Here is a 22782-nt window from a genome sequence, read left to right on the forward strand (position 1 = left end):
TCTTGCATCAAGCCAAAAAAACCCGCCCAAAGGCGGGTTGTCGTTATTTAATAAAAAGTTATTTGACAGGTTGTGGCTTGGCCACCGGAGCACATGCCTGGTTAACGGCGGCATGACCACCGGCGGATCCTTTACCCGTAAAATCAAATGAAGATCGCTGCCAATCGCTACGTGCTGGAATTTGTGCGATATAGTCCGGTGCAGGTGCTTTAGTCATGGGTGCGCTGGCATGATGCTTAAATAATATCCTCAATGGATAAGCTTCCACAGATTTAGACTGTACTGCCTTGTTTTCCTGTGGGTGAACAGGTGTTGCAATGGAATGATTCTTATCAGGTATAGCAGCGACAGTTACCTCATCAACAAGGTTATTAATTGTATTATTAACGGCATTATCAACGATGTTACAGTGAATTTTATGGTCATTTTTATCGATAATGTCATTACTGATAATGACCGGTGCTTGCGTTGAGGTGGTATTTTGCTCCGCCGGTACAGCAGGTTCTGAGCTGGTCTGTGTTGTCTGCTCTGGTCGATCTGTTTGTTCTATCCGTTTTGCTAATGGATAACTGATCCATACTTTACCTGAAGCCATTTCCGGTGATGCAAAAGCACCTGCTAATGGCATAGCGGATTGAACTGGGTAACGTTCATCACGATAGCGACGTCGGCGTTGACCACTGACACGCAGATGACGTGGTGATCGGCGTGGCATACTGTTTTCATCACTAATTACATTTTCGTTATTGACTGAATAATCACTGTTATCCTCGCCGGTTTCTGCAACGGTTGTTGATGGCAGTGTGTGTGGTGTGGCGCTATCGTCAGCCGTCTGGAAGCGTATTTTTCCGGACAGTGGACGACGTTGCCGACGTGGCGTAACAACCTGTGGCACTTCTTCTTGCTCAGGTTGAACTTCTCGTCTTGTTGCGGTGATATCCGTTATCTTTGGTTCCACTGACGCTTGACGTTTATCATTTTGTTGATGATGTTGCTGGTTTTTTTGCGGTGCTTTGTCTAAATCGATAGGGGTATCAATCAACGAATTGGATGATGGGGTACGTTTGTTACGTTTTTGTTCTTCACGGCTTTCACGTGCGTTACGTTCCCCTCGATCTCTGCGCCCATTGCTTTGACGACGCGACTGACGACGATCTGGCTGACGATTCTCAGCGGTGTTTGATCTTATTTTGGCGATGGGTTGAACAGATTCAACCGAAGGGCTGAAGAGACCCTTTAGACTGGTTAACAGGCGCTGAAACAGGCCGGTTACCGTGGTCACTTTAGTTGATGGTGGTAACGCCGATGGGGTCACAGTAACAGGTTCAGCAACGGATGCTGTTTCTGACGGTGATAATGTCGATAGTGGGGGCGACAGTGCTGGCTGTTCCGGACGTTTACGCTCATTGAGCGTTTCTTCTTGTGACGTCGCCGTCTCTGGATCATATCGTTGTGCTAGCAGATAACTTAGTGTGGGTGCTTCTTCACCTTTGCGCACCCGTGATACCGAATAATGAGGTGTTTGCATCTTGTCTTTAGGGACTATTACGGCACGCACCCCGCCTTGCCGTTTTTCAATTGCATTAATGGAGTCACGTTTTTCGTTGAGCAAATAAGATGCGATCTGTACGGGCACGATAGCATGAACTTCATGAGTATTTTCTTTCAATGCTTCTTCTTCAATTAAACGCAGGATTGAAAGTGACAAGGATTCATTATCGCGAATGGTACCGGTACCGCTACAACGTGGACAGACGTGATGACTGGATTCCCCTAGTGATGGGTTAAGACGCTGGCGCGACATTTCCAACAGACCGAAGCGAGAAATACGACCGATCTGAATACGGGCGCGATCTTGACGTACTGCATCACGCAGACGGTTTTCTACTTCACGTTGATGGCGTATTGGTGTCATGTCAATAAAATCGATCACGATCAGCCCACCGAGATCACGCAAACGGAGTTGGCGCGCAATCTCATCAGCAGCTTCGAGATTGGTGTTAAACGCCGTTTCTTCGATATCACCCCCCGGGTCGCGCGTGCAGAGTTAATATCAATAGCAGTTAATGCTTCGGTCGTATCAACAACGATGGAGCCACCGGATGGCAGACGTACTTCACGTTGAAAAGCTGATTCAATTTGTGACTCAATCTGATAATGGCTGAATAAGGGAACCTCACCACTATACAGCTTAACTTTATCGTTAAAATCAGGCCTCCCCAGGGCAGTGATATGTTCTTTGGCGAGATCGAGAACCTTAGGATTATCGATCAGTATTTCACCGATGTCTTGGCGTAAATAGTCACGAAAAGCACGAACGATAACGTTACTTTCCTGATGGATTAAAAAGGGAGCGGCGCGACCTTCGGCCGCTTTTTTGATGGCTTCCCAGTGTTTTAAGCGGAATGATAGATCCCATTGTAACGCTTCGGCATTTTTACCGACACCAGCAGTACGAACGATAAGCCCCATACCATCAGGCAATTGTAGTCCAGATAAGGCTTCTTTCAGATCGGTACGATCCTCCCCTTCGATACGACGAGAGATACCCCCGGCACGAGGGTTATTTGGCATTAAAACTAAATAGCTGCCTGCTAGGCTAATGAAAGTCGTTAATGCAGCGCCTTTATTGCCGCGTTCTTCTTTATCTACCTGAATAATGACTTCCTGGCCTTCACGTAGAACTTCTTTGATATTGACACGGTTGTGGGAAGAAGAATTGCTGGGAAAGTACTCGCGGGAGATTTCTTTTAATGGCAGAAAACCATGTCTTTCTGCACCATAATCAACAAAAGCGGCCTCCAGACTCGGCTCAATCCGGGTGATCTTACCCTTATAAATATTTGCTTTTTTTTGCTCATGGCCTGGGCTTTCTATATCCAGATCGTAAAGCTGTTGTCCATCTACAAGAGCAACACGCAACTCTTCCTGCTGAGTTGCATTAATCAACATTCTTCTCATCTTGACTTACTCGTTATCTTTCTACATTGGCATTAAAACTGCGAGTAAAATAACCTCATAGCACTTTAGTATGAGGACGGCTTCTATAACGCCGAGTCTCCAGCTAAGCTAGTCACCCGCAGCCCGCTAACTGCTTGATTTCACATTACGTCTTATGCCATTGCTGCGTTTTTGTATGACCAAACAAACTTTATCATTCCACAGGCTAACGAAAATCAACGCGGAATCGGCTGCATTATTCCATTGCTGATACTGATATAGCAAGGTGACTTTACTTCTCGAGTAAAGATTATGCTAGCTTCATCTTGCCGATGATCATGAGTTGTTAAATTGAGCAAGTTATTCGTTAAGTTGAATAAATCCAATCGTTAAATCAGATACACATAACTTGTAAACGTTGCTTTCAACCATTAGCTTAACAGTTAAGCACAGAAAAAGAGGTGGCGCTAATTTCTCGCTGTATTTAGAATGACAGGTTATGAAAATAAAGGATCCGTCAGTACAATTAATCAGCATCTCTGCCGATGAAGCCGGTCAGCGGCTCGATAATTTTTTGCTTGCTAGGTTAAAAGGCGTGCCGAAAAGTCTGATTTATCGCATTGTGCGTAAAGGTGAGGTTCGCGTTAATAAAGGGCGTGTTAAACCTGAATATAAACTGGTTGCTGCCGATATCGTGCGTTTGCCACCGGTGCGGGTGGCGGAACGTGAAACGATGCAACTATCGACGAAGTTGGATAAGGTTGCGCTACTGGCTGACTGTATTTTATTTGAAGATGAGTACCTGTTGGTGCTGAATAAACCCTCTGGTATTGCAGTGCATGGCGGCAGTGGACTGGATTTTGGTATCATAGAGGCGTTGCGCGCTCTGCGGCCGGAAGCGCGTTTTTTAGAGTTAGTTCACAGACTGGACCGTGATACATCGGGCGTGTTATTGATTGCCAAGAAGCGTTCTGTTTTACGTTTGTTACATCAACAGTTACGTCTAAAAAATATGCAGAAAGATTATCTGGCACTGGTGCGCGGTCAGTGGCCATCTCACTGTAAAGCGATACAGGCTCCCTTATTAAAAAATATTTTGCAAGGTGGTGAAAGAGTAGTGAAGGTGAACAGTGTCGGTAAACCATCAGAGACGCGTTTTAAAGTCGAAGAGCGTTTTGCACAAGCGACTTTAGTGAAAGCGAGTCCGATAACGGGCAGAACACACCAAATCCGTGTTCATACTTTACATATGGGACATCCGATTGCCGGCGATAACCGTTACGGTGATCGGGAGTTTGATCTCGAATTACAGGGCAGTGGATTGCGTCGTTTATTTTTGCATGCAAGCGCACTTTGTTTCGAACACCCTCATCTGGGCACAAGTATGCGTGTAGAAGCACCGTTGGATGATCAATTACGGTATTGTTTGCAAATTTTACGCAAGACATCCCTTTTTCTTTGACTCTACGTCATTACAAAGTTAGTATGCGCGGCTTATGCAAAAGGTAAAATTGCCCCTAACCATTGATGTGCTTCGTAGTGCTCAAAAACGCTTGGACTATTCTGGTGTCTACCCTGCTGAGCAGGTAACGCGTGTTGCTGACTCGGTAGTCAGCGTGAATAGTGATGTTGCGGCTTGGTTATCATTTAATCTTGATAATCGGCGCCTGGCGGTTATTACAGGTCATGCAGATGTTGATGTAACATTGATGTGCCAGCGCTGCGGTAACAATTTCTCCTATCATATTCACGCCACATATTGTTTTAGCCCAGTGGCTAATGATGAGCAGACTGAGGCACTACCTGCGGCGTATGAGCCAGTTGACGTTGACGAATTTGGCGAAATTGATCTGCTGGCAATGATTGAAGACGAAATTATTCTCTCGGTGCCTATTATTCCGCTGCATGAATCTGAATACTGTGAAGTGTCCGAAGCGGATATGGTGTGTGGTCAGCTCCCTGAAGAAGCGGAGAAACCCAATCCATTTGCCGCATTAGCAAATTTGAAAAAAAGCAATTAAGGAGTAAGGTCAATGGCCGTACAACAAAACAAGCCCACTCGTTCTAAGCGTGGTATGCGTCGCTCTCACGATGCGCTGACTACTTCCCTTCTTTCTAAAGATGAAACCTCCGGTGAAACTCATTTGCGCCATCATGTGACCGCTGACGGTTACTACCGTGGTCGTCAGGTTTCTGAAGAGCAAGAAGCTATCAAATTAAGAGCACAAGAAAAACCCGGAGCTGTTAGTCAGGCTAGGAAAGAGAAAAGACAAGCCGGTAAGGGAGCCAGGGAAGCTAATAAATAGTTCTGTTAATATCCTACCCACAATCTGAATTTACAGGATACATGAGTTTCCTGTGGAACTGTACCATGAAATAGTTATGCTATTGATTGATAAATTTTTGTTACAGGATATTTATTAAAAGTCATATAGATGCTAGATGAGATGGGGCAGCGTTGAGGTTTTCTGAGCGTGCTATTACCTAAGATGACAGGACATGTACACTAAGATATTCGGTACGGGAAGTTATCTGCCCGAACACAGGCGCAGCAATGCGGATTTGGCAAAAATGGTGGATACCTCCGACGAGTGGATCCAAACTCGTACCGGTATCAAAGAAAGGCGTATTGCCTCGGACGATGATACAGTAGCTAGAATGGGCTGGTATGCTGCGGAGAAAGCGTTAGAAATGACGCGAGAAGCAACAAGAGAATTCGATAAAAATGATATTGGTTTGATTATCGTTGCAACCACTTCTTCGACTCATGCTTTCCCAAGTTCGGCTTGTCAAATCCAGCAAATGCTAGAGATTACGGATGCCATTTCCTTTGATTTGGCTGCCGCTTGCACGGGGTTTCTCTATGCGCTGGGTGTTGCTGATCAATTTATTAAAAACGGTACCGTAAAAAATGCGTTAGTGATTGGTTCTGATACTCTCAGCCGTGTGCTTGATCCACAAGATCGCAAAACACTTGTTTTATTTGGTGATGGTGCAGGAGCGGTGATGTTAGGCGCGTCAAAAGAGCCGGGGATTCTCTCAACGCATTTACATGCCGATGGTTGCTTTGGCAATTTATTGACATTGCCTTATCGGTATTCTCAGAATCAGCCTGCTTATATCACCATGACAGGGAACGAGGTATTTAAAATTGCAGTGACTAAGTTGGCTCAGATTGTCGATAAAACGTTAGAGGCGAATAATCTACGGCGTGAAGCATTGGATTGGTTGGTACCTCATCAGGCTAATTTACGTATCATTAAAGCAACAGCTCAAAAATTAAAAATGGATATGCAGAAAGTGGTGGTCACTTTAGATCGGCATGGTAACACTTCTGCGGCGTCGGTAGCTTCTGCACTGGATGAGGCGGTACGCGATGGGCGAATTCAACGTGGGCACTTGGTGTTGCTGGAAGCCTTTGGTGGCGGTTTTACTTGGGGTTCAGCTCTGATCCGATTTTGATTTGACAGGGAAATAAAAATGGCAAAATTTGCAATGGTATTCCCAGGGCAAGGCTCTCAGGCTATTGGTATGTTGACGGATTTAGCTGCCAAATTTCCACTTGTTGAAGAGGTATTTAGACAGGCATCGTCAGTATTAGGCTACGATCTATGGCAGTTAGTGCAACAAGGAGCGGCGACAGAGCTAAATAAAACCTGGCAAACTCAGCCGGCATTACTGACGGCTTCAGTAGCCATTTGGCGTGTCTGGGAGCAACAGCGTGGTACATTACCGTCGATGATGGCGGGTCACAGTTTAGGTGAATATTCTGCTTTGGTTTGTGCGGATGTATTGAATTTTGAACAAGCGGTTCGACTGGTTGAACTGCGTGGAAAATGGATGCAGCAAGCGGCGCCGCCTGGTGTGGGCGCGATGGAAGTGGTTATTGGCCTCGATAACAATATCATCGCCAAAGCTTGTGCGGAGTCGGCACAAGGGCAGGTTGTTTCATTGGTTAATTTTAATTCACCAAATCAGGCAGTGATTGCAGGTAATAAGGAGGCTGTGAAAAGGGCGGTGGTTGCTTGTAAAATGGCAGGAGCAAAACGTGTGTTACCGTTACCCGTTAGTGTGCCTTCACATTGTGTGCTGATGAAACCCGCTGCGGAAAAAATGGCTATCGCATTGGAAAAAATGATTTTTAACCCGCCGAGGTGTCCAATTCTGAATAACGTTGATGTAAAGATAGAAAGCTCCCCTGAAGCCATTCGTAGTGCCTTGGTACGTCAAATCTATAGTCCGGTTCGTTGGGTTGAGTCTGTCGAATATATGGCGACGCAGGGCATTGAACGGCTGTTAGAAATAGGGCCTGGCAAAGTTTTAACTGGCCTGAACAAGCGTATTGTCGATACACTGACTGTGGCATCGATCAATGATGTTGCCTCGTTGTGCTCTGCGCTTGAACAATAACGAAAGAGGATGACATGAGCGTTGAAGGAAAAATTGCGCTGGTAACGGGTGCTAGCCGTGGTATTGGCCGTGCGGTCGCGCAGTTGTTAGCTGAACGCGGTGCTAGAGTGTTTGGTACTGCGACCAGTAAAAAGGGTGTTGAAGATATTGATGGCTACCTGGGTGAAAAAGGCAAGGGTTTTGTGTTGAACGTTGCTGATCCTGTGTCGATCGACAAGCTGATGGAAGGCATTAAAGACATTTATGGTGAATGTGGCGTAATTGATATTTTAGTGAATAATGCCGGTATCACAGCTGATAACTTACTAATTCGTATGAAAAACGAGCAGTGGCAGAATGTTTTGGATACTAATTTGACCTCGATATTTCATCTGTCAAGAGCGGTATTGAAAGCTATGATGAAAAAACGTTTTGGTCGTATCATTACCATTGGTTCGGTGGTTGGCACCACGGGTAATGCAGGGCAGGTTAACTATGCCGCCACTAAGGCAGGTGTTGTTGGTTTCAGCAAATCGTTGGCACGTGAAGTTGCTACACGTGGCATTACTGTTAATGTTGTAGCACCGGGTTTTATCGAGACGGATATGACGGAGGTATTGACAGAAGAGCAACGTGAAGGCATTTTAACACAAATCCCTGCCAATAGACTTGGCAGTGCCAAAGAAGTTGCCAGTGCTGTTGCATTTTTGGCTTCAGCTGAAGCCAGTTATATTTCTGGTGAAACGTTACATGTCAGTGGTGGCATGTGTATGATTTAAGAAACTGTGAAAATTATTTGCGTTATTTGCCGTGAAAATCGCATAATGGCGTAAAATAGTGGTTTGACCAGCCGAGATTTAGTTGCATCTTTTTCAACATTTTATAAACTACGAGAACCATCGCGTAAGCGAGTTTTGATAGGAAATTTAAGAACATGAGCACTATCGAAGAACGTGTTAAGAAGATCATCGTTGAACAACTGAGTGTTACAGAAAAAGAGGTTACTTTAGCGTCTTCTTTTGTGGATGATCTTGGCGCGGATTCCCTGGATACCGTCGAATTGGTAATGGCTCTGGAAGAAGAATTTGATACTGAGATTCCAGACGAAGAAGCGGAGAAGATTACAACGGTTCAGGCAGCTGTTGACTATATCACAGCACATCAGGGCACATAACTTTAGCAGCAAACGGACATATCTGGGCGGTCATTCGATCGCCTGAGTTTTTTGGATAACTTCTTTAATTTCCCTCCTTGGAGGACGGCTGTGTCTAAGCGTCGAGTTGTGGTCACGGGGCTGGGCATGTTGTCTCCCGTCGGTAATACAGTTGAGAGTACATGGGAAGCGGTGCTTGCTGGTAAGAGTGGTATCTGCTCGATCGAGCATTTCGATACTAGCGCCTATACAACACGATTTGCTGGCTTAGTAAAAGATTTTGAGTGTCAAGATCTTATTTTACCGAAAGATGCCAAAAAAATGGATACCTTTATACAATATGGGGTAGTTGCTGGGATACAGGCCATGGAGGACTGTGGCCTTGTAGTGACTGAGGAGAATGCTTCGCGTATTGGTGCGGCCATTGGTTCAGGTATTGGTGGTTTGGGTTTGATCGAAGAAAATCACGGGCACCTGATTAAATGTGGCCCACGGAGAATCAGCCCATTTTTTGTTCCTTCCACTATTATCAATATGATCGCTGGTCATCTAAGTATTAGATATGGTCTACGTGGTCCGAGTATATCTATCACTACTGCTTGTACTTCCGGTGTGCATAATATTGGTCATGCTGCGCGTATCATTGCTTACGATGACGCTGATGTGATGATTACGGGTGGTGCAGAAAAGGCCAGTACTCCACTGGGGGTCGGTGGATTTGGTGCCGCGCGTGCATTGTCAACTCGAAATGACGATCCGCAAGCGGCTAGCCGCCCTTGGGATAGAGACCGTGATGGTTTTGTTTTGGGCGATGGTGCCGGTATCGTGATATTGGAAGAATATGAACATGCGAAAAAACGTGGCGCAAAAATTTATGCAGAAGTGGTGGGTTTTGGTATGAGCAGTGATGCCCATCATATGACTTCGCCGCCGGATGACGGTGCGGGTGCCGCGTCAGCGATGAAAAATGCGTTGCGTGATGCATGCGTGGGGCCTAAGGATATTGGTTATATCAATGCGCATGGCACTTCCACGCTTGCTGGTGATAAAGCGGAAACGGCAGCAGTGAGATCGGTCTTTGTTGGCGATGCTCGTAAGGTGATGATCAGTTCAACCAAATCGATGACGGGACATCTCTTAGGTGCGGCGGGTGCGATAGAGTCTATTTTTTCTATATTGGCGTTGCGTGACCGAGCCATTCCGCCAACGATTAATTTGGATAATCAGAACGAAGGTTGTGATTTAGATTTTGTCCCACATGAAGCCCGTGATAAAAAAAATATAGAATACAGCTTATGCAATTCTTTTGGCTTTGGTGGTACGAATGGTTCTTTAGTTTTTCGTAAAATCACCGGTTGACAGCGCAATAGACTTTTTGCAAAACCGTCGTTCGTTATGTGAAGTCAAGGCCCGGTTTTCCCGGGCATGTGCTTTTTCTAGTGCCTACTTGCCAATGCAGAAGCTGGAAAAAATCTGCCCTAGTAAGTCATCCGATCCGAATGCACCCGTTATCTCACTCAAAGCCTGTTGTGCTAAACGTAGTTCTTCGGCTAATAATTCACCCGCTTGCACGTTCACTAACTGTTGGTGTCCGTTTATCAAGTGCTGAGCCGCCGTTTCTAATGCTTGTAAGTGACGACGACGAGCCAGAAACCCCCCTTCTGTGTTACTGGTAAAACCCATACTTTGTTTAAGATGTGTGCGCAATAGATCAACACCTTCGCCAGTACGAGCTGATAAACGAATCAGTGAGTGCCCTTTCATTTGGGTTAAACCAATTTGTTCACCGGTAATATCCGCTTTATTACGTACCACCGTGATGGGCAAGGTCGTGGGTAACCGTTCGACAAATTCTGGCCAGATATCGGTAGGCTCTGTGGCTAGGGTAGTGGTACTATCAACGATGAATAACAGGTTATCGGCCTGTTCGATCTCATTCCAGGCACGTTCGATACCTATTTTTTCTATTTCATCGCTGGTTTCGCGCAGCCCCGCAGTATCAGTAATATGTAGTGGCATACCATCGATGTGAATATGCTCGCGCAATAGGTCACGTGTTGTACCGGCTATGTGGGTGACTATTGCTGCTTCACGCCCAGCTAATGCATTGAGTAGGCTAGATTTACCTGCATTGGGACGACCCGCAATCACCACTTTCGTTCCTTCACGCAATAAGCTGCCTTGGCGAGCTTCGGTTTGTACTGCTTTTAAATCGTCTAATACCCTGTTAAGCTGTACTTCAATTTTTCCATCGGATAGAAAATCTATTTCTTCAGCTGGAAAATCTATCGCTGCTTCGACATAGACCCGTAGATGCGTGAGTGTCTTTACTAATCGATTAATGTGATTTGAAAAAGCGCCTTGTAACGAATTGACGGCTGAACGCGCCGCTTGTTCCGAATTAGCATCAATCAAATCAGCAATGGCTTCCGCCTGAGCCAAGTCGAGTTTGTCGTTGAGAAAAGCCCGTTCTAAAAATTCGCCAGGTTGCGCGATACGCAAACCAGGTAGCATCAAAATACGTTTTAGTAATAAATCTAAAATAACCGCACCACCGTGCCCCTGCAACTCAAGCACATCTTCTCCAGTAAAAGAATGAGGAGAGGGGAAGTAAATAGCAATTCCCTGATCGAGTATACTGCCGTCAGTATCATGAAATGGCAGGTAGTTGGCATAGCGTGGACGAGGTAACTTCCCCAATATTGCTTGTGCTACTTCCTTGGTCGCACGGCCAGAAACTCGCAAAATACCAATACCCCCTCGTCCTGGAGGTGTGGCTTGCGCGACTATCGTATCGCTGTGTTCATCGGTTATCTCAAAAAGTCTATCCACGACTGTGTAAGCCACGTTTTTCTAAACCATGATAAATCAGCTGCTGCTGCAGAATGGTGACCAGGTTACTGACGATATAGTAGAGCACTAGGCCTGCAGGAAACCAGAGGAAGAACACCGTGAAGATAACAGGCATAAATGTCATGATTTTCTGCTGTAGGGGGTCGGTGACAGTGGTCGGCGACATTTTTTGGATAAAATACATGGTGATACCCATCAAGATCGGCAAAATATAGTATGGATCTTGCGCTGATAGGTCGTGTATCCACAGTATAAAGGGCGCATGACGCAATTCAACAGAACTCATCAACATGTAGTACAGTGCCAGGAAGATTGGCATCTGAATGATTAATGGCAAACAGCCACCCAGTGGATTGACCTTTTCAGCTTTGTACAACGCCATCATTTCTTGACTCATGCGCTGTTTGTCATCACCGATACGTTCACGCATGGCAGTCAGCTTAGGCTGAAGCATTCGCATTTTCGCCATTGAAGTGTATTGTGCTTTAGTCAGTGGATACATAATCCCACGAACGATAAAGGTGATCACGATGATGGAAAAACCCCAGTTACCGATAAAGCCCTGGATAAATTGCAACAATTTAAACAGTGGCTGCGAGATAAACCATAACCAGCCATAATCTACGGTTAAATCAAGGTGAGGGGCAATGGCTGCCATTTGGTTTTGAATTTCTGGGCCAATCCATAACGTGGCAGCGAGTTGTTTTTGCTCACCAGGTTGTACAACCACGGGCGCACTTTTGAAACCGATAGCCGCCAACCCATTGTCTAGCTTACGGGAATAAAAAGTATTAGTGACGTTCGCGCCCGGGATCCAGGCTGTTGCGAAGTATTGCTGTAACATTGCAACCCAGCCACCTTGGGTCATCACTTCTAAATTAGCATCTTCGATTTTACTGAAGTTATATGTCTGATATTTAGTGTCATCAGAAGAGTAAGCCGCACCACGATAAGTATGCAAAGCAAAATTACTGCTGCCGGTATCACGGTGTTTAGGTAAATTGATGCTTTGTTTCAATTGACCAAACAGGGTTAATTCCAACGGAGTCGCAGAGACGTTTTTCACCTGATAATCAACGCTAATCGCATAATTATTGCGTTGTAGCACAAAGGTTTTCGTAAAGACGGAGCCGTCTTTGCTAGTGAAAGTCAGTGGGATGCGCAACTCATCCTGACCATCTACCAGGACAAAATCTAGCTGAGTAGCATGAAAAAGTGGACGGTCACCGTTAGCCGGATTATCTGGACCATTTTTACCCGTCAAGCCACTTTGTGCCTGGTAAATAAAAGCGGGTGTGGTTTCTAATAACTCAAAAGTTTTATTGGAACCCAGTGTATCAGGATAAGCTAAGAGGTTAGCCTGTTCAATGTCGCCACCACGTGTATTGATGGTCAACGACAGTACATCAGTTTTTACCTTAATAAGTTGTCCTTGACCACCGGTAGGTATTGTTTGGTTTTCACTACGGGTAGTATCACCACTGATTGCGCTCGTGCTCTGTTGCGTAATCTGCATGGCAGGTTGCGGATTGTTATCCACTTGCCAGGTTTGCCAGATCATGAAAGACACGAACAAAAAAGCGATAAGAAGAAGATTGCGTTGCGAATCCATCGTTAGTGTTCTCTGTTATCTTCGGACTTGGGTGGCACGGGATCATAGCCACCGGAGTTTAAAGGGTGGCATTTTAATACGCGTTTCAGTGTTAACCAACTGCCTTTTATCACGCCGAACTTGCCCAGGGCTTCAAGGGCGTAATCAGAACACGTGGGATGAAAGCGACAACGTGGCCCGAACAGTGGACTGACAACACGCTGATAACCTCTGATCAGCCCGATTAGGGCGCGGCAGCCTAGCGACAATAACGACGCCATAATTTTTCCAACATTTGCGTCAAATCAGGATTACTCAGGTCAGCTACACCTTTTTTAACTAGGATCACAAAATCCATAGAAGGCAACTGGTGCTGATGTAAACGGAAGCTTTCCCGGGTTAAGCGCTTAATCCGGTTACGCTCATGGGCGCGTTTGACATGCTTTTTAGCGACAGCAAGCCCGAGACGGGGATACCCCAGTTCGCTTAGGCGCCCGAGCGCAGTGAGCTGCGGCGTGCTGGCACGTTGTGGCTTCTGAAAAACGAAGGTGAAATCAGAAGGAGTTAACAAACGTAACTCCCTGGAAAATGCTAGCTTAACCACGTGAGACGGTGAGCTTTGTTACTTGGAAACAGTCAGACGAGCACGGCTTTTTGCTCGACGGCGAGCCAGAACTTGACGACCATTTTTAGTAGCCATACGAGCACGGAAACCATGGCTACGGTTACGCTTCAGTACGGAGGGTTGGAAGGTGCGTTTCATAACGATTTTACCTAAATAAGGATGGATGATTGTAGATTATTAAACAGTTGCCACCCAAGCTGGCATTAATCCGCTGTCGTGGGGCAGAGGCGGCGATTATACTGACTCCCACTAAAATCGCAAGGATCGTGTCGGCGTGATTTTTTCTGGTCTGTAGATGAAAAATTAGACTGCTTACAAAGCCGTAGCGAATTGTATGACTTCAAAGAGAGTGCCGCAACCGTGGCGTATCTGACAGCCTGTGGATAAAAAGTATTTAATCTGTCAGGAAGGGGAGGATCTATTGCTTCGTTTGCGCTATTATCTCCTGCCATGTGGTTAATTTTGTATTTTGGGATTGGACAGTGTCTGGTTTCTTTTTTCTTCTTTTTTGTTGATTTTGTTAGAGTGGAGTTCGCCGTGTCACTTTCGCTTTGGCAGCAATGTCTTGCCCGATTGCAGGATGAGTTACCTGCCACAGAATTTAGTATGTGGATCCGCCCGTTACAGGCGGAACTGAGTGACAACACGCTAGCGCTTTACGCCCCAAATCGCTTTGTTCTAGATTGGGTTTGTGATAAATATTTAAATAATATCAATGGTTTGCTTAATGATTTTTGCGGAGCAGATGTGCCCTTGTTGCGTTTTGAAGTGGGTAGCAAGTCTATTACTTCAACGATTAGCCAACCGGGGGTGGCGAGTGTTGATGTGCTTGCTGAGCCAGTGATCCGCAGTGCCCCTGCTCATCCAAGTTGGGACAGTTCTCCTGCTCAACCTGAACATGCCTATCGTTCGAATGTTAATCCAAAACATTCCTTTGATAATTTTGTTGAAGGTAAATCTAACCAATTGGCACGTGCAGCAGCCCGTCAGGTTGCTGATAATCCGGGTGCCGCGTATAACCCCTTATTTCTATATGGTGGTACTGGTTTAGGTAAAACTCATCTTCTGCATGCGGTGGGTAACGGTATTATCGCTCACAAGGCCAATGCGAAAGTGGTGTATATGCATTCTGAACGCTTTGTGCAGGATATGGTTAAAGCACTGCAGAATAATGCGATTGAAGAATTTAAACGTTATTATCGTTCAGTTGATGCGTTACTCATCGATGATATTCAATTTTTTGCTAACAAAGAACGTTCTCAGGAAGAGTTTTTTCATACTTTTAACGCTTTGTTGGAGGGTAATCAGCAGATTATTTTGACTTCGGATCGCTACCCGAAGGAAATTAATGGGGTAGAAGATCGCTTGAAGTCGCGTTTTGGCTGGGGGTTGACGGTCGCTATTGAGCCGCCAGAACTGGAAACCCGCGTTGCTATCTTGATGAGAAAAGCAGATGAAAACGATATTCGTCTGCCAGCGGAAGTGGCATTTTTTATTGCGAAACGCTTGCGTTCTAATGTGCGTGAACTGGAAGGCGCGTTGAATCGAGTGATTGCTAACGCTAATTTTACCGGTCGGGCGATCACCATTGATTTTGTACGCGAAGCGTTGCGTGATCTACTGGCACTGCAAGACAAGCTTGTCACTATTGATAATATTCAAAAAACAGTGGCTGAATATTATAAAATAAAAGTTGCCGATCTGCTCTCTAAACGACGTTCTCGATCGGTGGCTCGTCCACGACAAATGGCGATGGCAATGGCCAAAGAGCTTACCAACCATAGCTTACCTGAAATCGGTGATGCCTTTGGTGGCCGTGACCATACCACCGTGTTGCATGGTTGTCGAAAAATCCATCAATTACGCGAAGAAGATCACGACATCAAAGAAGATTTTTTAAATTTAATTAGAACCTTATCCTCCTAACGTTATGAAATTCATCGTTAAACGTGAAGATTTGCTGAAGCCGCTACAACAGGTCAGTAGCCCATTATCTGGACGCCCCGTGTTTCCTATTCTTAGCAATGTATTGCTGCAAGTGACCGCAGGCACTTTGCAACTGACTGGCACTGATTTGGAAATAGAAATGGTAGCCAAGGTACCCTTATCACAGGCTCATGAGCCTGGGACGACGACTGTGCCTGCGCGAAAATTTCTTGATATCTGGCGTGGTTTGCCGGAAGGGGCAACAATCACGGTGGAGCTGGATGGTGAGCGTTTGTTGCTGCGTTCGGGGCGTAGCCGTTTTTCACTCACGACGCTACCGGCTAGCGATTTCCCTAATAGAGAGAGTTGGGAGAGCAAGGTAAAGTTCACATTGCCTCAGGCGACGCTGAAGCGGTTGATCGAGTCTACTCAATTCTCGATGGCGCATCAAGATGTACGTTATTACCTCAATGGGATGTTGTTCGAAACCGAAAATGAAATGTTACGTACGGTAGCGACTGACGGTCATCGTTTGGCTGTCTGTTCGATGCCTATTAATAAGGTTATTTGTTCGACACTTGTTGGTGAGTCTTCGTATCCGGTGATAGTGCCCCGTAAAGGGGTCATGGAGTTAGTACGTTTATTAGATGGTGGAGACACCAGATTAGATCTAGAAATTGGCAGAGATTATATTCGTGCTCATGTAGGTGATTTCATTTTTACTTGTAAATTGGTTGATGGTCGTTTCCCTGACTATCGGCTTGTATTACCAAAGAACCCCAATAAAACCGTTGAGGCGGACTGTGGTTTACTGAAACAGGCATTTTCGCGTGCGGCGATTTTATCCAGTGAAAAGTGTCGCGGTGTTCGACTCCAGATTGCACATAATCAGCTCAATATCACGGCAAATAATCCAGAGCAAGAAGAAGCCGAAGAAATCCTCGATGTCAGTTATGAAGGAGATAAGTTAGAAATCTGTTTTAATGTGAGTTATATACTTGATGTACTCAATGCCCTGAAATGTGAAAAAGTACATCTGTTACTGACGAATCCTGAATCTAGTGTACAAATTAAAGATGGGGCTAGCTTGGCACAGTCCGCAGATTACGTTGTTATGCCAATGCGTCTTTAATTTTGAATAATACATTTTTAATCTATAAGTTGATCCAACTCAATGGCATTAACCCGTTTGTTTATCCACAATTTTCGTAATATCGGATCGGCAGATCTGTTATTAGCTGGGGGATTTAATTTTCTGATCGGCGCGAATGGCAGCGGTAAAACCAGTGTGCTGGAAGCCATTTATGCCCTTGGTCATGGTAGAGCCTTTCGCAGTTTGCAAGCAGGGCGTGTGATCCGTAATCATTGCGCAGAATTTATACTTCATGGTCGAATGGAAAACGGTGAATGCAAACAATCGGTGGGTCTGAGTAAAGATCGTCAAGGTAATACCAAGGTGCGAATTGATGGCACTGATGGGCATCGAGTGGCTGAGTTGGCGCAATTACTGCCGATGCAATTAATCAGCCCAGAAGGATTTACCTTATTAAACGGGGGACCAAAATATCGGCGTGCTTTTCTGGATTGGGGTTGTTTTCATAATGATGCAAATTTTTTTACTACCTGGAATAATCTAAAAAGATTATTTAAACAACGCAACGCGGCCCTACGGCAGGCGAGTCACTATGCGCAGATTCGTATTTGGGATCGGGAAATTATTCCACTGGCTGAACGTATTAGCGACTGGAGAGCGGCGTATTGTAATGCCATTGCAGCCGATATTACCGCGACCTGCGCCTTATTCTTGCCAGAGTTTACGCTGAATATTTCTTTTCAACGTGGCTGGGATAAAGAAAGTGACTACGGTGAATTACTGGAGCGCCAGTTTGAGCGTGACCGAATGTTAACTTATACCCTGTCAGGGCCACATAAAGCAGATTTACGCATTCGGATCAATGATACGCCAGTCGAAGATTTGCTATCACGTGGTCAGCTTAAATTACTGCTTTACGCATTGCGATTAGCACAGGGTGAGTTTTTCACCCAACAGAGCGGGCGACCTTGCCTGTATCTGCTTGATGATTTTGCTTCCGAACTGGATACTGATAGTCGGCGTTTATTGGCCGAACGTCTGCAAGCCACCCAAGCACAGGTATTTGTTAGTGCGCTTAGCGCCGAACACATTGCCGATATGCTTGGTAATAAGGACAAGATGTTCCGTGTGGAACATGGCAAAATTGAGATTCAACCACAGAATTAAAAATAAGTGAGAAACGTTGATGTCAAATACTTATGATTCTTCAAGTATCAAGGTATTAAAAGGTTTGGATGCGGTTCGTAAGCGTCCGGGCATGTATATCGGTGATACTGACGACGGCAGCGGTCTGCACCATATGGTATTCGAAGTTGTCGATAATGCGATTGACGAAGCTCTCGCTGGTCATTGTAAAGAGATTATGGTGATCATTCATGCGGATAACTCGGTATCGGTACAGGATGATGGTCGTGGTATTCCAACCGGTTTGCACGAAGAAGAAGGCGTGTCTGCGGCACAGGTCATTATGACGGTGCTCCATGCGGGTGGTAAATTTGACGATAACGCCTACAAAGTCTCTGGTGGTTTGCACGGTGTTGGCGTATCGGTAGTGAATGCGTTGTCAGAAAAACTAGAATTGGTTATCCATCGTGAAGGGAAAGTACACGAACAGACTTACATGATGGGAGAACCACAGACTTCCCTTAAAATTGTTGGTGAAACACAACAAACGGGTACTAAGGTACGTTTCTGGCCAAGTTTGCAGACCTTCACCAATAACACAGAGTTTCAATATGAAACGCTGGCCAGACGCTTGCGGGAGTTATCTTTTCTTAATTCCGGTATCTCCATTAAGCTACAGGACAAACGTAGCGATAAAGAAGATCATTTCCACTATGAGGGGGGTATCCGGGCGTTTGTCGAATATCTGAATAAAAACAAAAACCCAATCCATCCGAAAGTATTTTACTTTTCTACCATCAAAGATGATATCGGTGTGGAGGTAGCATTACAGTGGAACGATGGTTTTCAAGAAAACATCTACTGTTTTACCAATAATATCCCACAACGTGACGGGGGTACCCATTTAGTGGGCTTTCGCACCGCAATGACCCGCACGCTGAATAGCTATATGGATAAAGAAGGTTACAGCAAAAAAGCAAAAATCAGCGCTACGGGTGATGATGCCCGCGAAGGTCTGATTGCGGTGGTTTCCGTGAAAGTGCCGGATCCTAAATTCTCTTCACAAACCAAAGATAGGCTGGTTTCCTCCGAAGTAAAAACCGCGGTTGAAACCCTGATGAACGAGAAGCTAGTAGAATATTTACTGGAAAATCCGGCTGACGCTAAAATCGTAGTGAACAAAATTATTGATGCGGCCCGCGCCCGCGAGGCCGCACGTAAAGCCCGTGAATTGACGCGTCGTAAAGGTGCTTTAGATCTGGCCGGTTTACCGGGTAAGCTGGCCGATTGTCAGGAGCGTGATCCCGCGTTATCGGAACTTTATCTTGTAGAGGGGGATTCTGCGGGTGGATCGGCTAAACAGGGTCGCAATCGCAAAAATCAGGCAATTTTGCCGTTGAAAGGTAAAATTCTAAACGTAGAAAAAGCCCGTTTCGATAAAATGCTCTCTTCGCAGGAAGTGGCGACACTGATAACTGCTCTGGGCTGTGGTATCGGGCGTGATGAATATAATGTAGAGAAATTGCGTTATCACAGCATCATTATTATGACCGATGCCGATGTCGATGGTTCACATATCCGCACTTTGTTATTGACCTTTTTCTATCGCCAAATGCCAGAACTTATTGAGCGTGGTCATATATTTATCGCGCAGCCACCCTTGTATAAAGTCAAAAAAGGCAAACAAGAGCAATACATCAAAGATGATGAAGCAATGGAGCAGTATCAGCTGTCTTTGGCTCTTGACGGTGCGGCGTTACACACCAATGCCTATGCACCGGCATTGGCTGGCGAGCCATTAGAAAAATTGATTGCAGAACATTATAGCGTACAGAAGACCATTAACCGTATGGAGCGGCGCTACCCACGTGCTCTGTTGAATAGTCTGATTTATCAGCCAAGCTTAAAAGAAAAGGGGTTGACCGATAAAGAAACCGTTCAACAATGGATAGATTCTTTGGTAACGTTATTGAATGCAAAAGAACAACAGGGTAGTAGTTATAGTTCCATAGTGCATGAGGATCGTGAACGCTCGCTGTTTGAACCGGTGCTGCGTATTCGTACCCACGGGGTCGATACTGATTACAATCTGGATTTTGATTTTGTCCACGGAGGTGAGTACCGAAAAATTTGCCAGTTGGGTGAAAAACTACGTGGTTTATTAGAAGAGGGCGCGTTTGTTGAGCGGGGTGAGCGTCGTATAGCTGTGGATAGTTTTGAAGAGGCTCTGGATTGGCTGGTGAAAGAATCCCGTCGCGGCCTGACGATCCAACGCTATAAAGGTTTGGGAGAGATGAACGCTGATCAATTATGGGAAACCACAATGGATCCCGCAGGTCGTCGTATGCTGCGTGTCATGATAAAGGATGCCATTGCTGCTGATCAACTGTTCACTACTCTTATGGGCGATGCGGTGGAGCCCCGCCGTGCTTTTATTGAAGAAAATGCGTTGAGAGCCGCCAATATCGATATTTAATGGTTTTGCTGATGATCAAAATCCAGAGTAGGGTATCTATCTCTGGATTTTTTTGGGATGAAATGAGCACATTAAATTAATAGATTTAATATATAACATAAGCTGTATAAATTGATTGTAAAGTTTACATTCATATATTGATATTAAATAATATTTTTTATCAAGCCAACCCTATTATATGGCCCCTGCTATATCAATTGTTTGTTACATATTAGTTTTTACATATTATTATGTGAGTGCTAATTTTTGTGTTAGCGCGTCCGTGATATAGATGAAAAAATCCGGATGAGAAACACGTCGTTACTCTCAAGGATAATATGCAAACTTCAATATTTAACAGGTTATATCTTCAAGTAATAATCGCGATCATATTAGGTGTCCTGTTAGCTTATTTCTACCCTAGCTTGGGTATCCAAATGAAAGCACTCGGTGATGGTTTGTAAAACTTATCAAAATGATTATTCCATCAATTCTTTTTTGTGCCGTGGTAACGGTGCCGGTATGGAAAATCTGAAAGCAGTTGGGCGTACCGGTGCCATTGCGCTACTTGATTTCGAAGCTGTCAGCACCTTGGCGCTAATTATCGGTTTGGTTGTTGTTAACATTGTGCAACCTGGCGTGGGCATGAATGTTGATCCCACATCACTCGATGTTAAAGCTGTTGCTACCTATGCTGAGCAAGCTTCGCAGCAAGGGATTGCCTCTTTCCTGTTGGATATGATCCCCAATAGTTTTGCTAGTGCTTTTGTCGGTGGGAATATTCTACAAATATTGCTGTTGGCGATATTGTTTGGTTTCACACTGCATCGTTTAGGTGAAAAAGGCCGATTGATTTTCAATGTTGTTGAAAGTTTTTCGCAAGTTATTTTCGGCATCACCAATATGATCATGCGATTGGCCCCATTGGGCGCATTTGGAGCAATGGCGTTTACTGTCGGTAAATACGGTATTGGCTCATTGCTACAATTAGGTCAGTTGATTACCTGTTTTTATACAACCTGTGTCATGTTTGTGGTTGTGATATTAGGTATGATTGCTAGAGCCAACGGTTTCAGTATCTTCGCCTTTATTCGTTATATCAAAGAAGAGCTACTGATTGTGTTGGGTACTTGTTCCACTGAATCTGTGTTTCAGCGGATGTTGGAAAAAATGGAAAAAATCGGCTGTGAAAAATCAGTGGTTGGGTTAGTACTACCAACCGGTTACTCTTTTAATCTGGATGGTACTGCGATCTATTTAACTATGGCGGCGGTGTTTATTGCACAAGCTACCAACACACCTATGGATCTTATGCATCAGTTAACCTTACTGGTGGTACTGCTGATCTCATCGAAAGGCGCAGTAGGGGTAACGGGTAGTGGTTTTATTGTGCTAGCAGCGACTATATCAACAGTGGGCCATTTACCATTGGCGGGTCTTGCATTGATTTTGGGTATTGACCGCTTTATGTCGGAAGGCAGAGCACTGACGAATTTGGTGGGTAATGGTGTGGCAACTATTGTTGTCGCAAAATGTTGTAATCAACTGGATAATGAGCAGTTGCAAAGGACACTTTCAAGTAAACACTAGATTCTTGCAAAACCCACTGCGTGGTGCTGTGTGTTGTAAATTCTGCGTTACGTGGTGCTCGTGATCCCCATGTGTCCGTATGTGCCGTGCAGTTGTGTGCCAGGTGCTTTGACTTCGTATAACGAACTACGGCTTTGCAAGAAGTCCAGTACATCTTGATGTGTAGATTGAGAAAAACAATAATAACAGCTAACATTACGGTCTTTCTGGCTGAAAAAAGCATCCTCAATAGCGTGGCGTCGAACAAACCGTGATGACGGCCTGAGCCGGTTTTCATAATATAGTATTTTCGATAAATTTAAGGTATCTCATGGCGAAGTGGAACGGCGAGTATGTTAGCCCTTACGTTGAACACGGCAAAAAAAGTGAACAGGTCAAAAAAATTACGGTTTCCATTCCGCTCAACGTATTGAAAATACTCACTGATGAGCGAACCCGGCGCCAAGTCAATAACCTACGCCATGCCACTAATAGTGAATTGTTATGCGAAGCGTTTTTGCATGCATTTACCAGCCAACCTCTGCCGAATGATGCCGATTTGCGTAAAGAACGTAGCGATGAGATCCCTGAAGCCGCAAAAATATATATGCGTGAACTGGGACTTAATCCTGATACCTGGGAATACTAACAGGCCCACTACACACGGGCCTATTCATCGAGGCATGGCTGATATACGGACGGCAGTTAAAACAAACGCAAATCAAAAACGCCCTACGGCGTTTTTTCTTTCTATCTAGTGTGTAAAGTTATCGTGTTATGCCCGGTATATTGAAACGTTTGCTGAAACGCTCGGCACGACCACCAGTAGCAGCGTCACGCTGTTTGCCCGTGTAGAATGGGTGGCATGCACCACAAACGTCTAAGTTCAGGTTACAAGCAAGGGTAGAGCTGATCTTCATACTATTACCACAAGAGCAAGTTGCAGTAATGGTGTGGCATTCAGGGTGGATATCTTTTTTCATGGCAAACCTCTAATGAAGGCCGTGTCGCTATCGGGCCTTGTTCCGCCAGACACCACACGTAGTTGGCAATAGTAATGACG

Annotated in this window: 20 protein-coding genes and 2 pseudogenes; 14 read left to right on the plus strand and 8 right to left on the minus strand. The window is 45.1% G+C overall.

The annotated features are described in order from the left end of the window. Window positions 1–58: 58 nt before the first annotated feature. Together CCS41_RS11680 and CCS41_RS17795 are read right to left on the minus strand one after the other, a co-directional pair. On the minus strand, window positions 59–2020 hold the full coding sequence (locus CCS41_RS11680; protein ID WP_420866979.1) for a ribonuclease E/G: 1962 nt from the start codon (window positions 2018–2020) through the stop codon (window positions 59–61). After that, window positions 1936–2952, minus strand: coding sequence for an Rne/Rng family ribonuclease (locus CCS41_RS17795; RefSeq protein ID WP_420866969.1), 1017 nt, complete (start codon window positions 2950–2952; stop codon window positions 1936–1938). The genes CCS41_RS11680 and CCS41_RS17795 overlap by 85 nt, the downstream gene beginning before the upstream one ends. A 487-nt stretch (window positions 2953–3439) precedes the next feature. Between CCS41_RS17795 and rluC the strand changes: the two genes are divergently transcribed. The 8 genes and pseudogenes from rluC to fabF all read left to right on the plus strand — a co-directional run bounded on the left by rluC (window position 3440) and on the right by fabF (window position 9841). Next, the gene (gene rluC / locus CCS41_RS11690) at window positions 3440–4402 is read left to right on the plus strand and encodes a 23S rRNA pseudouridine(955/2504/2580) synthase RluC (RefSeq protein WP_072550856.1); all 963 of its coding nucleotides are present in this window, start codon (window positions 3440–3442) and stop codon (window positions 4400–4402) included. A 34-nt stretch (window positions 4403–4436) separates the two neighbouring features. Next, window positions 4437–4961 (plus strand): 23S rRNA accumulation protein YceD, encoded by a 525-nt coding sequence (gene yceD / locus CCS41_RS11695; RefSeq protein ID WP_072550855.1) that lies wholly within the window; start codon window positions 4437–4439, stop codon window positions 4959–4961. Between the two features lie 12 nt (window positions 4962–4973). Further along, a pseudogene (gene rpmF / locus CCS41_RS16755) lies at window positions 4974–5132 on the plus strand (50S ribosomal protein L32); the annotation flags it as partial. Window positions 5133–5439: 307 nt separating this feature from the next. Then, entirely contained in the window at window positions 5440–6402 is a 963-nt protein-coding gene (locus CCS41_RS11705; protein ID WP_072550854.1) for a beta-ketoacyl-ACP synthase III, read from the plus strand. Between the two features lie 18 nt (window positions 6403–6420). Next, the gene (gene fabD / locus CCS41_RS11710; protein WP_072550853.1) at window positions 6421–7350 is read left to right on the plus strand and encodes an ACP S-malonyltransferase; all 930 of its coding nucleotides are present in this window, start codon (window positions 6421–6423) and stop codon (window positions 7348–7350) included. Window positions 7351–7364: 14 nt separating this feature from the next. After that, window positions 7365–8108, plus strand: coding sequence for a 3-oxoacyl-ACP reductase FabG (gene fabG / locus CCS41_RS11715; RefSeq protein WP_072550852.1), 744 nt, complete (start codon window positions 7365–7367; stop codon window positions 8106–8108). A 155-nt stretch (window positions 8109–8263) separates the two neighbouring features. Then, window positions 8264–8503 carry an acyl carrier protein gene (acpP, locus tag CCS41_RS11720; RefSeq protein WP_072550851.1) on the plus strand — a complete coding sequence of 80 codons (240 nt, stop codon included), beginning with the start codon at window positions 8264–8266 and terminating at the stop codon, window positions 8501–8503. A 90-nt stretch (window positions 8504–8593) separates the two neighbouring features. Next, a complete protein-coding gene (gene fabF, locus CCS41_RS11725) occupies window positions 8594–9841 on the plus strand; it encodes a beta-ketoacyl-ACP synthase II (RefSeq protein WP_072550850.1) in 1248 nt (415 codons plus the stop codon). Between the two features lie 84 nt (window positions 9842–9925). Here fabF and mnmE read toward each other — a convergent pair whose 3' ends face one another. The 5 genes from mnmE to rpmH are packed head-to-tail and all read right to left on the minus strand — an operon-like array spanning window position 9926 to window position 13689. Then, window positions 9926–11296 (minus strand): tRNA uridine-5-carboxymethylaminomethyl(34) synthesis GTPase MnmE, encoded by a 1371-nt coding sequence (gene mnmE / locus CCS41_RS11730; protein WP_072550861.1) that lies wholly within the window; start codon window positions 11294–11296, stop codon window positions 9926–9928. Window positions 11297–11306: 10 nt separating this feature from the next. Continuing rightward, window positions 11307–12947, minus strand: a complete 1641-nt coding sequence (gene yidC, locus CCS41_RS11735; protein ID WP_072550849.1) for a membrane protein insertase YidC — start codon at window positions 12945–12947, stop codon at window positions 11307–11309. A gap of 2 nt (window positions 12948–12949) precedes the next feature. Beyond that, window positions 12950–13207: a membrane protein insertion efficiency factor YidD gene (gene yidD, locus CCS41_RS11740; protein ID WP_072550848.1), complete on the minus strand. Its 258-nt coding sequence runs from the start codon at window positions 13205–13207 to the stop codon at window positions 12950–12952. After that, window positions 13186–13530: a ribonuclease P protein component gene (gene rnpA, locus CCS41_RS11745; RefSeq protein ID WP_072550847.1), complete on the minus strand. Its 345-nt coding sequence runs from the start codon at window positions 13528–13530 to the stop codon at window positions 13186–13188. Before rnpA ends, yidD begins: the two co-directional genes overlap by 22 nt. Before the next feature lie 18 nt (window positions 13531–13548). Then, the gene (gene rpmH, locus CCS41_RS11750) at window positions 13549–13689 is read right to left on the minus strand and encodes a 50S ribosomal protein L34 (protein ID WP_004871828.1); all 141 of its coding nucleotides are present in this window, start codon (window positions 13687–13689) and stop codon (window positions 13549–13551) included. Between the two features lie 399 nt (window positions 13690–14088). Here rpmH and dnaA point away from each other — a divergent pair, with 399 nt between their 5' ends. From dnaA to metJ, 6 genes and pseudogenes are all read left to right on the plus strand, one after another. Next, complete coding sequence (gene dnaA / locus CCS41_RS11760; protein WP_072550846.1) at window positions 14089–15477, plus strand: chromosomal replication initiator protein DnaA; 1389 nt, start codon at window positions 14089–14091, stop codon at window positions 15475–15477. Window positions 15478–15481: 4 nt separating this feature from the next. Next, window positions 15482–16609 (plus strand): DNA polymerase III subunit beta, encoded by a 1128-nt coding sequence (gene dnaN / locus CCS41_RS11765; protein ID WP_072550845.1) that lies wholly within the window; start codon window positions 15482–15484, stop codon window positions 16607–16609. 42 nt (window positions 16610–16651) lie between these two features. Continuing rightward, the gene (gene recF / locus CCS41_RS11770) at window positions 16652–17737 is read left to right on the plus strand and encodes a DNA replication/repair protein RecF (RefSeq protein WP_072550844.1); all 1086 of its coding nucleotides are present in this window, start codon (window positions 16652–16654) and stop codon (window positions 17735–17737) included. A gap of 19 nt (window positions 17738–17756) precedes the next feature. Continuing rightward, entirely contained in the window at window positions 17757–20171 is a 2415-nt protein-coding gene (gyrB, locus tag CCS41_RS11775; protein WP_072550843.1) for a DNA topoisomerase (ATP-hydrolyzing) subunit B, read from the plus strand. 317 nt (window positions 20172–20488) lie between these two features. After that, a pseudogene (locus CCS41_RS11780) lies at window positions 20489–21740 on the plus strand (dicarboxylate/amino acid:cation symporter). Between the two features lie 310 nt (window positions 21741–22050). Further along, window positions 22051–22368 carry a met regulon transcriptional regulator MetJ gene (gene metJ / locus CCS41_RS11785; protein ID WP_072550842.1) on the plus strand — a complete coding sequence of 106 codons (318 nt, stop codon included), beginning with the start codon at window positions 22051–22053 and terminating at the stop codon, window positions 22366–22368. A 118-nt stretch (window positions 22369–22486) separates the two neighbouring features. On the opposite strand, the gene rpmE is transcribed toward metJ, so the two are convergent. Then, window positions 22487–22702, minus strand: coding sequence for a 50S ribosomal protein L31 (gene rpmE, locus CCS41_RS11790; protein ID WP_072550841.1), 216 nt, complete (start codon window positions 22700–22702; stop codon window positions 22487–22489). Window positions 22703–22782 lie beyond the last annotated feature (80 nt).

The sequence above is a fragment of the Candidatus Fukatsuia symbiotica genome (genome assembly GCF_003122425.1).
Lineage (GTDB): Bacteria > Pseudomonadota > Gammaproteobacteria > Enterobacterales > Enterobacteriaceae > Fukatsuia > Fukatsuia symbiotica.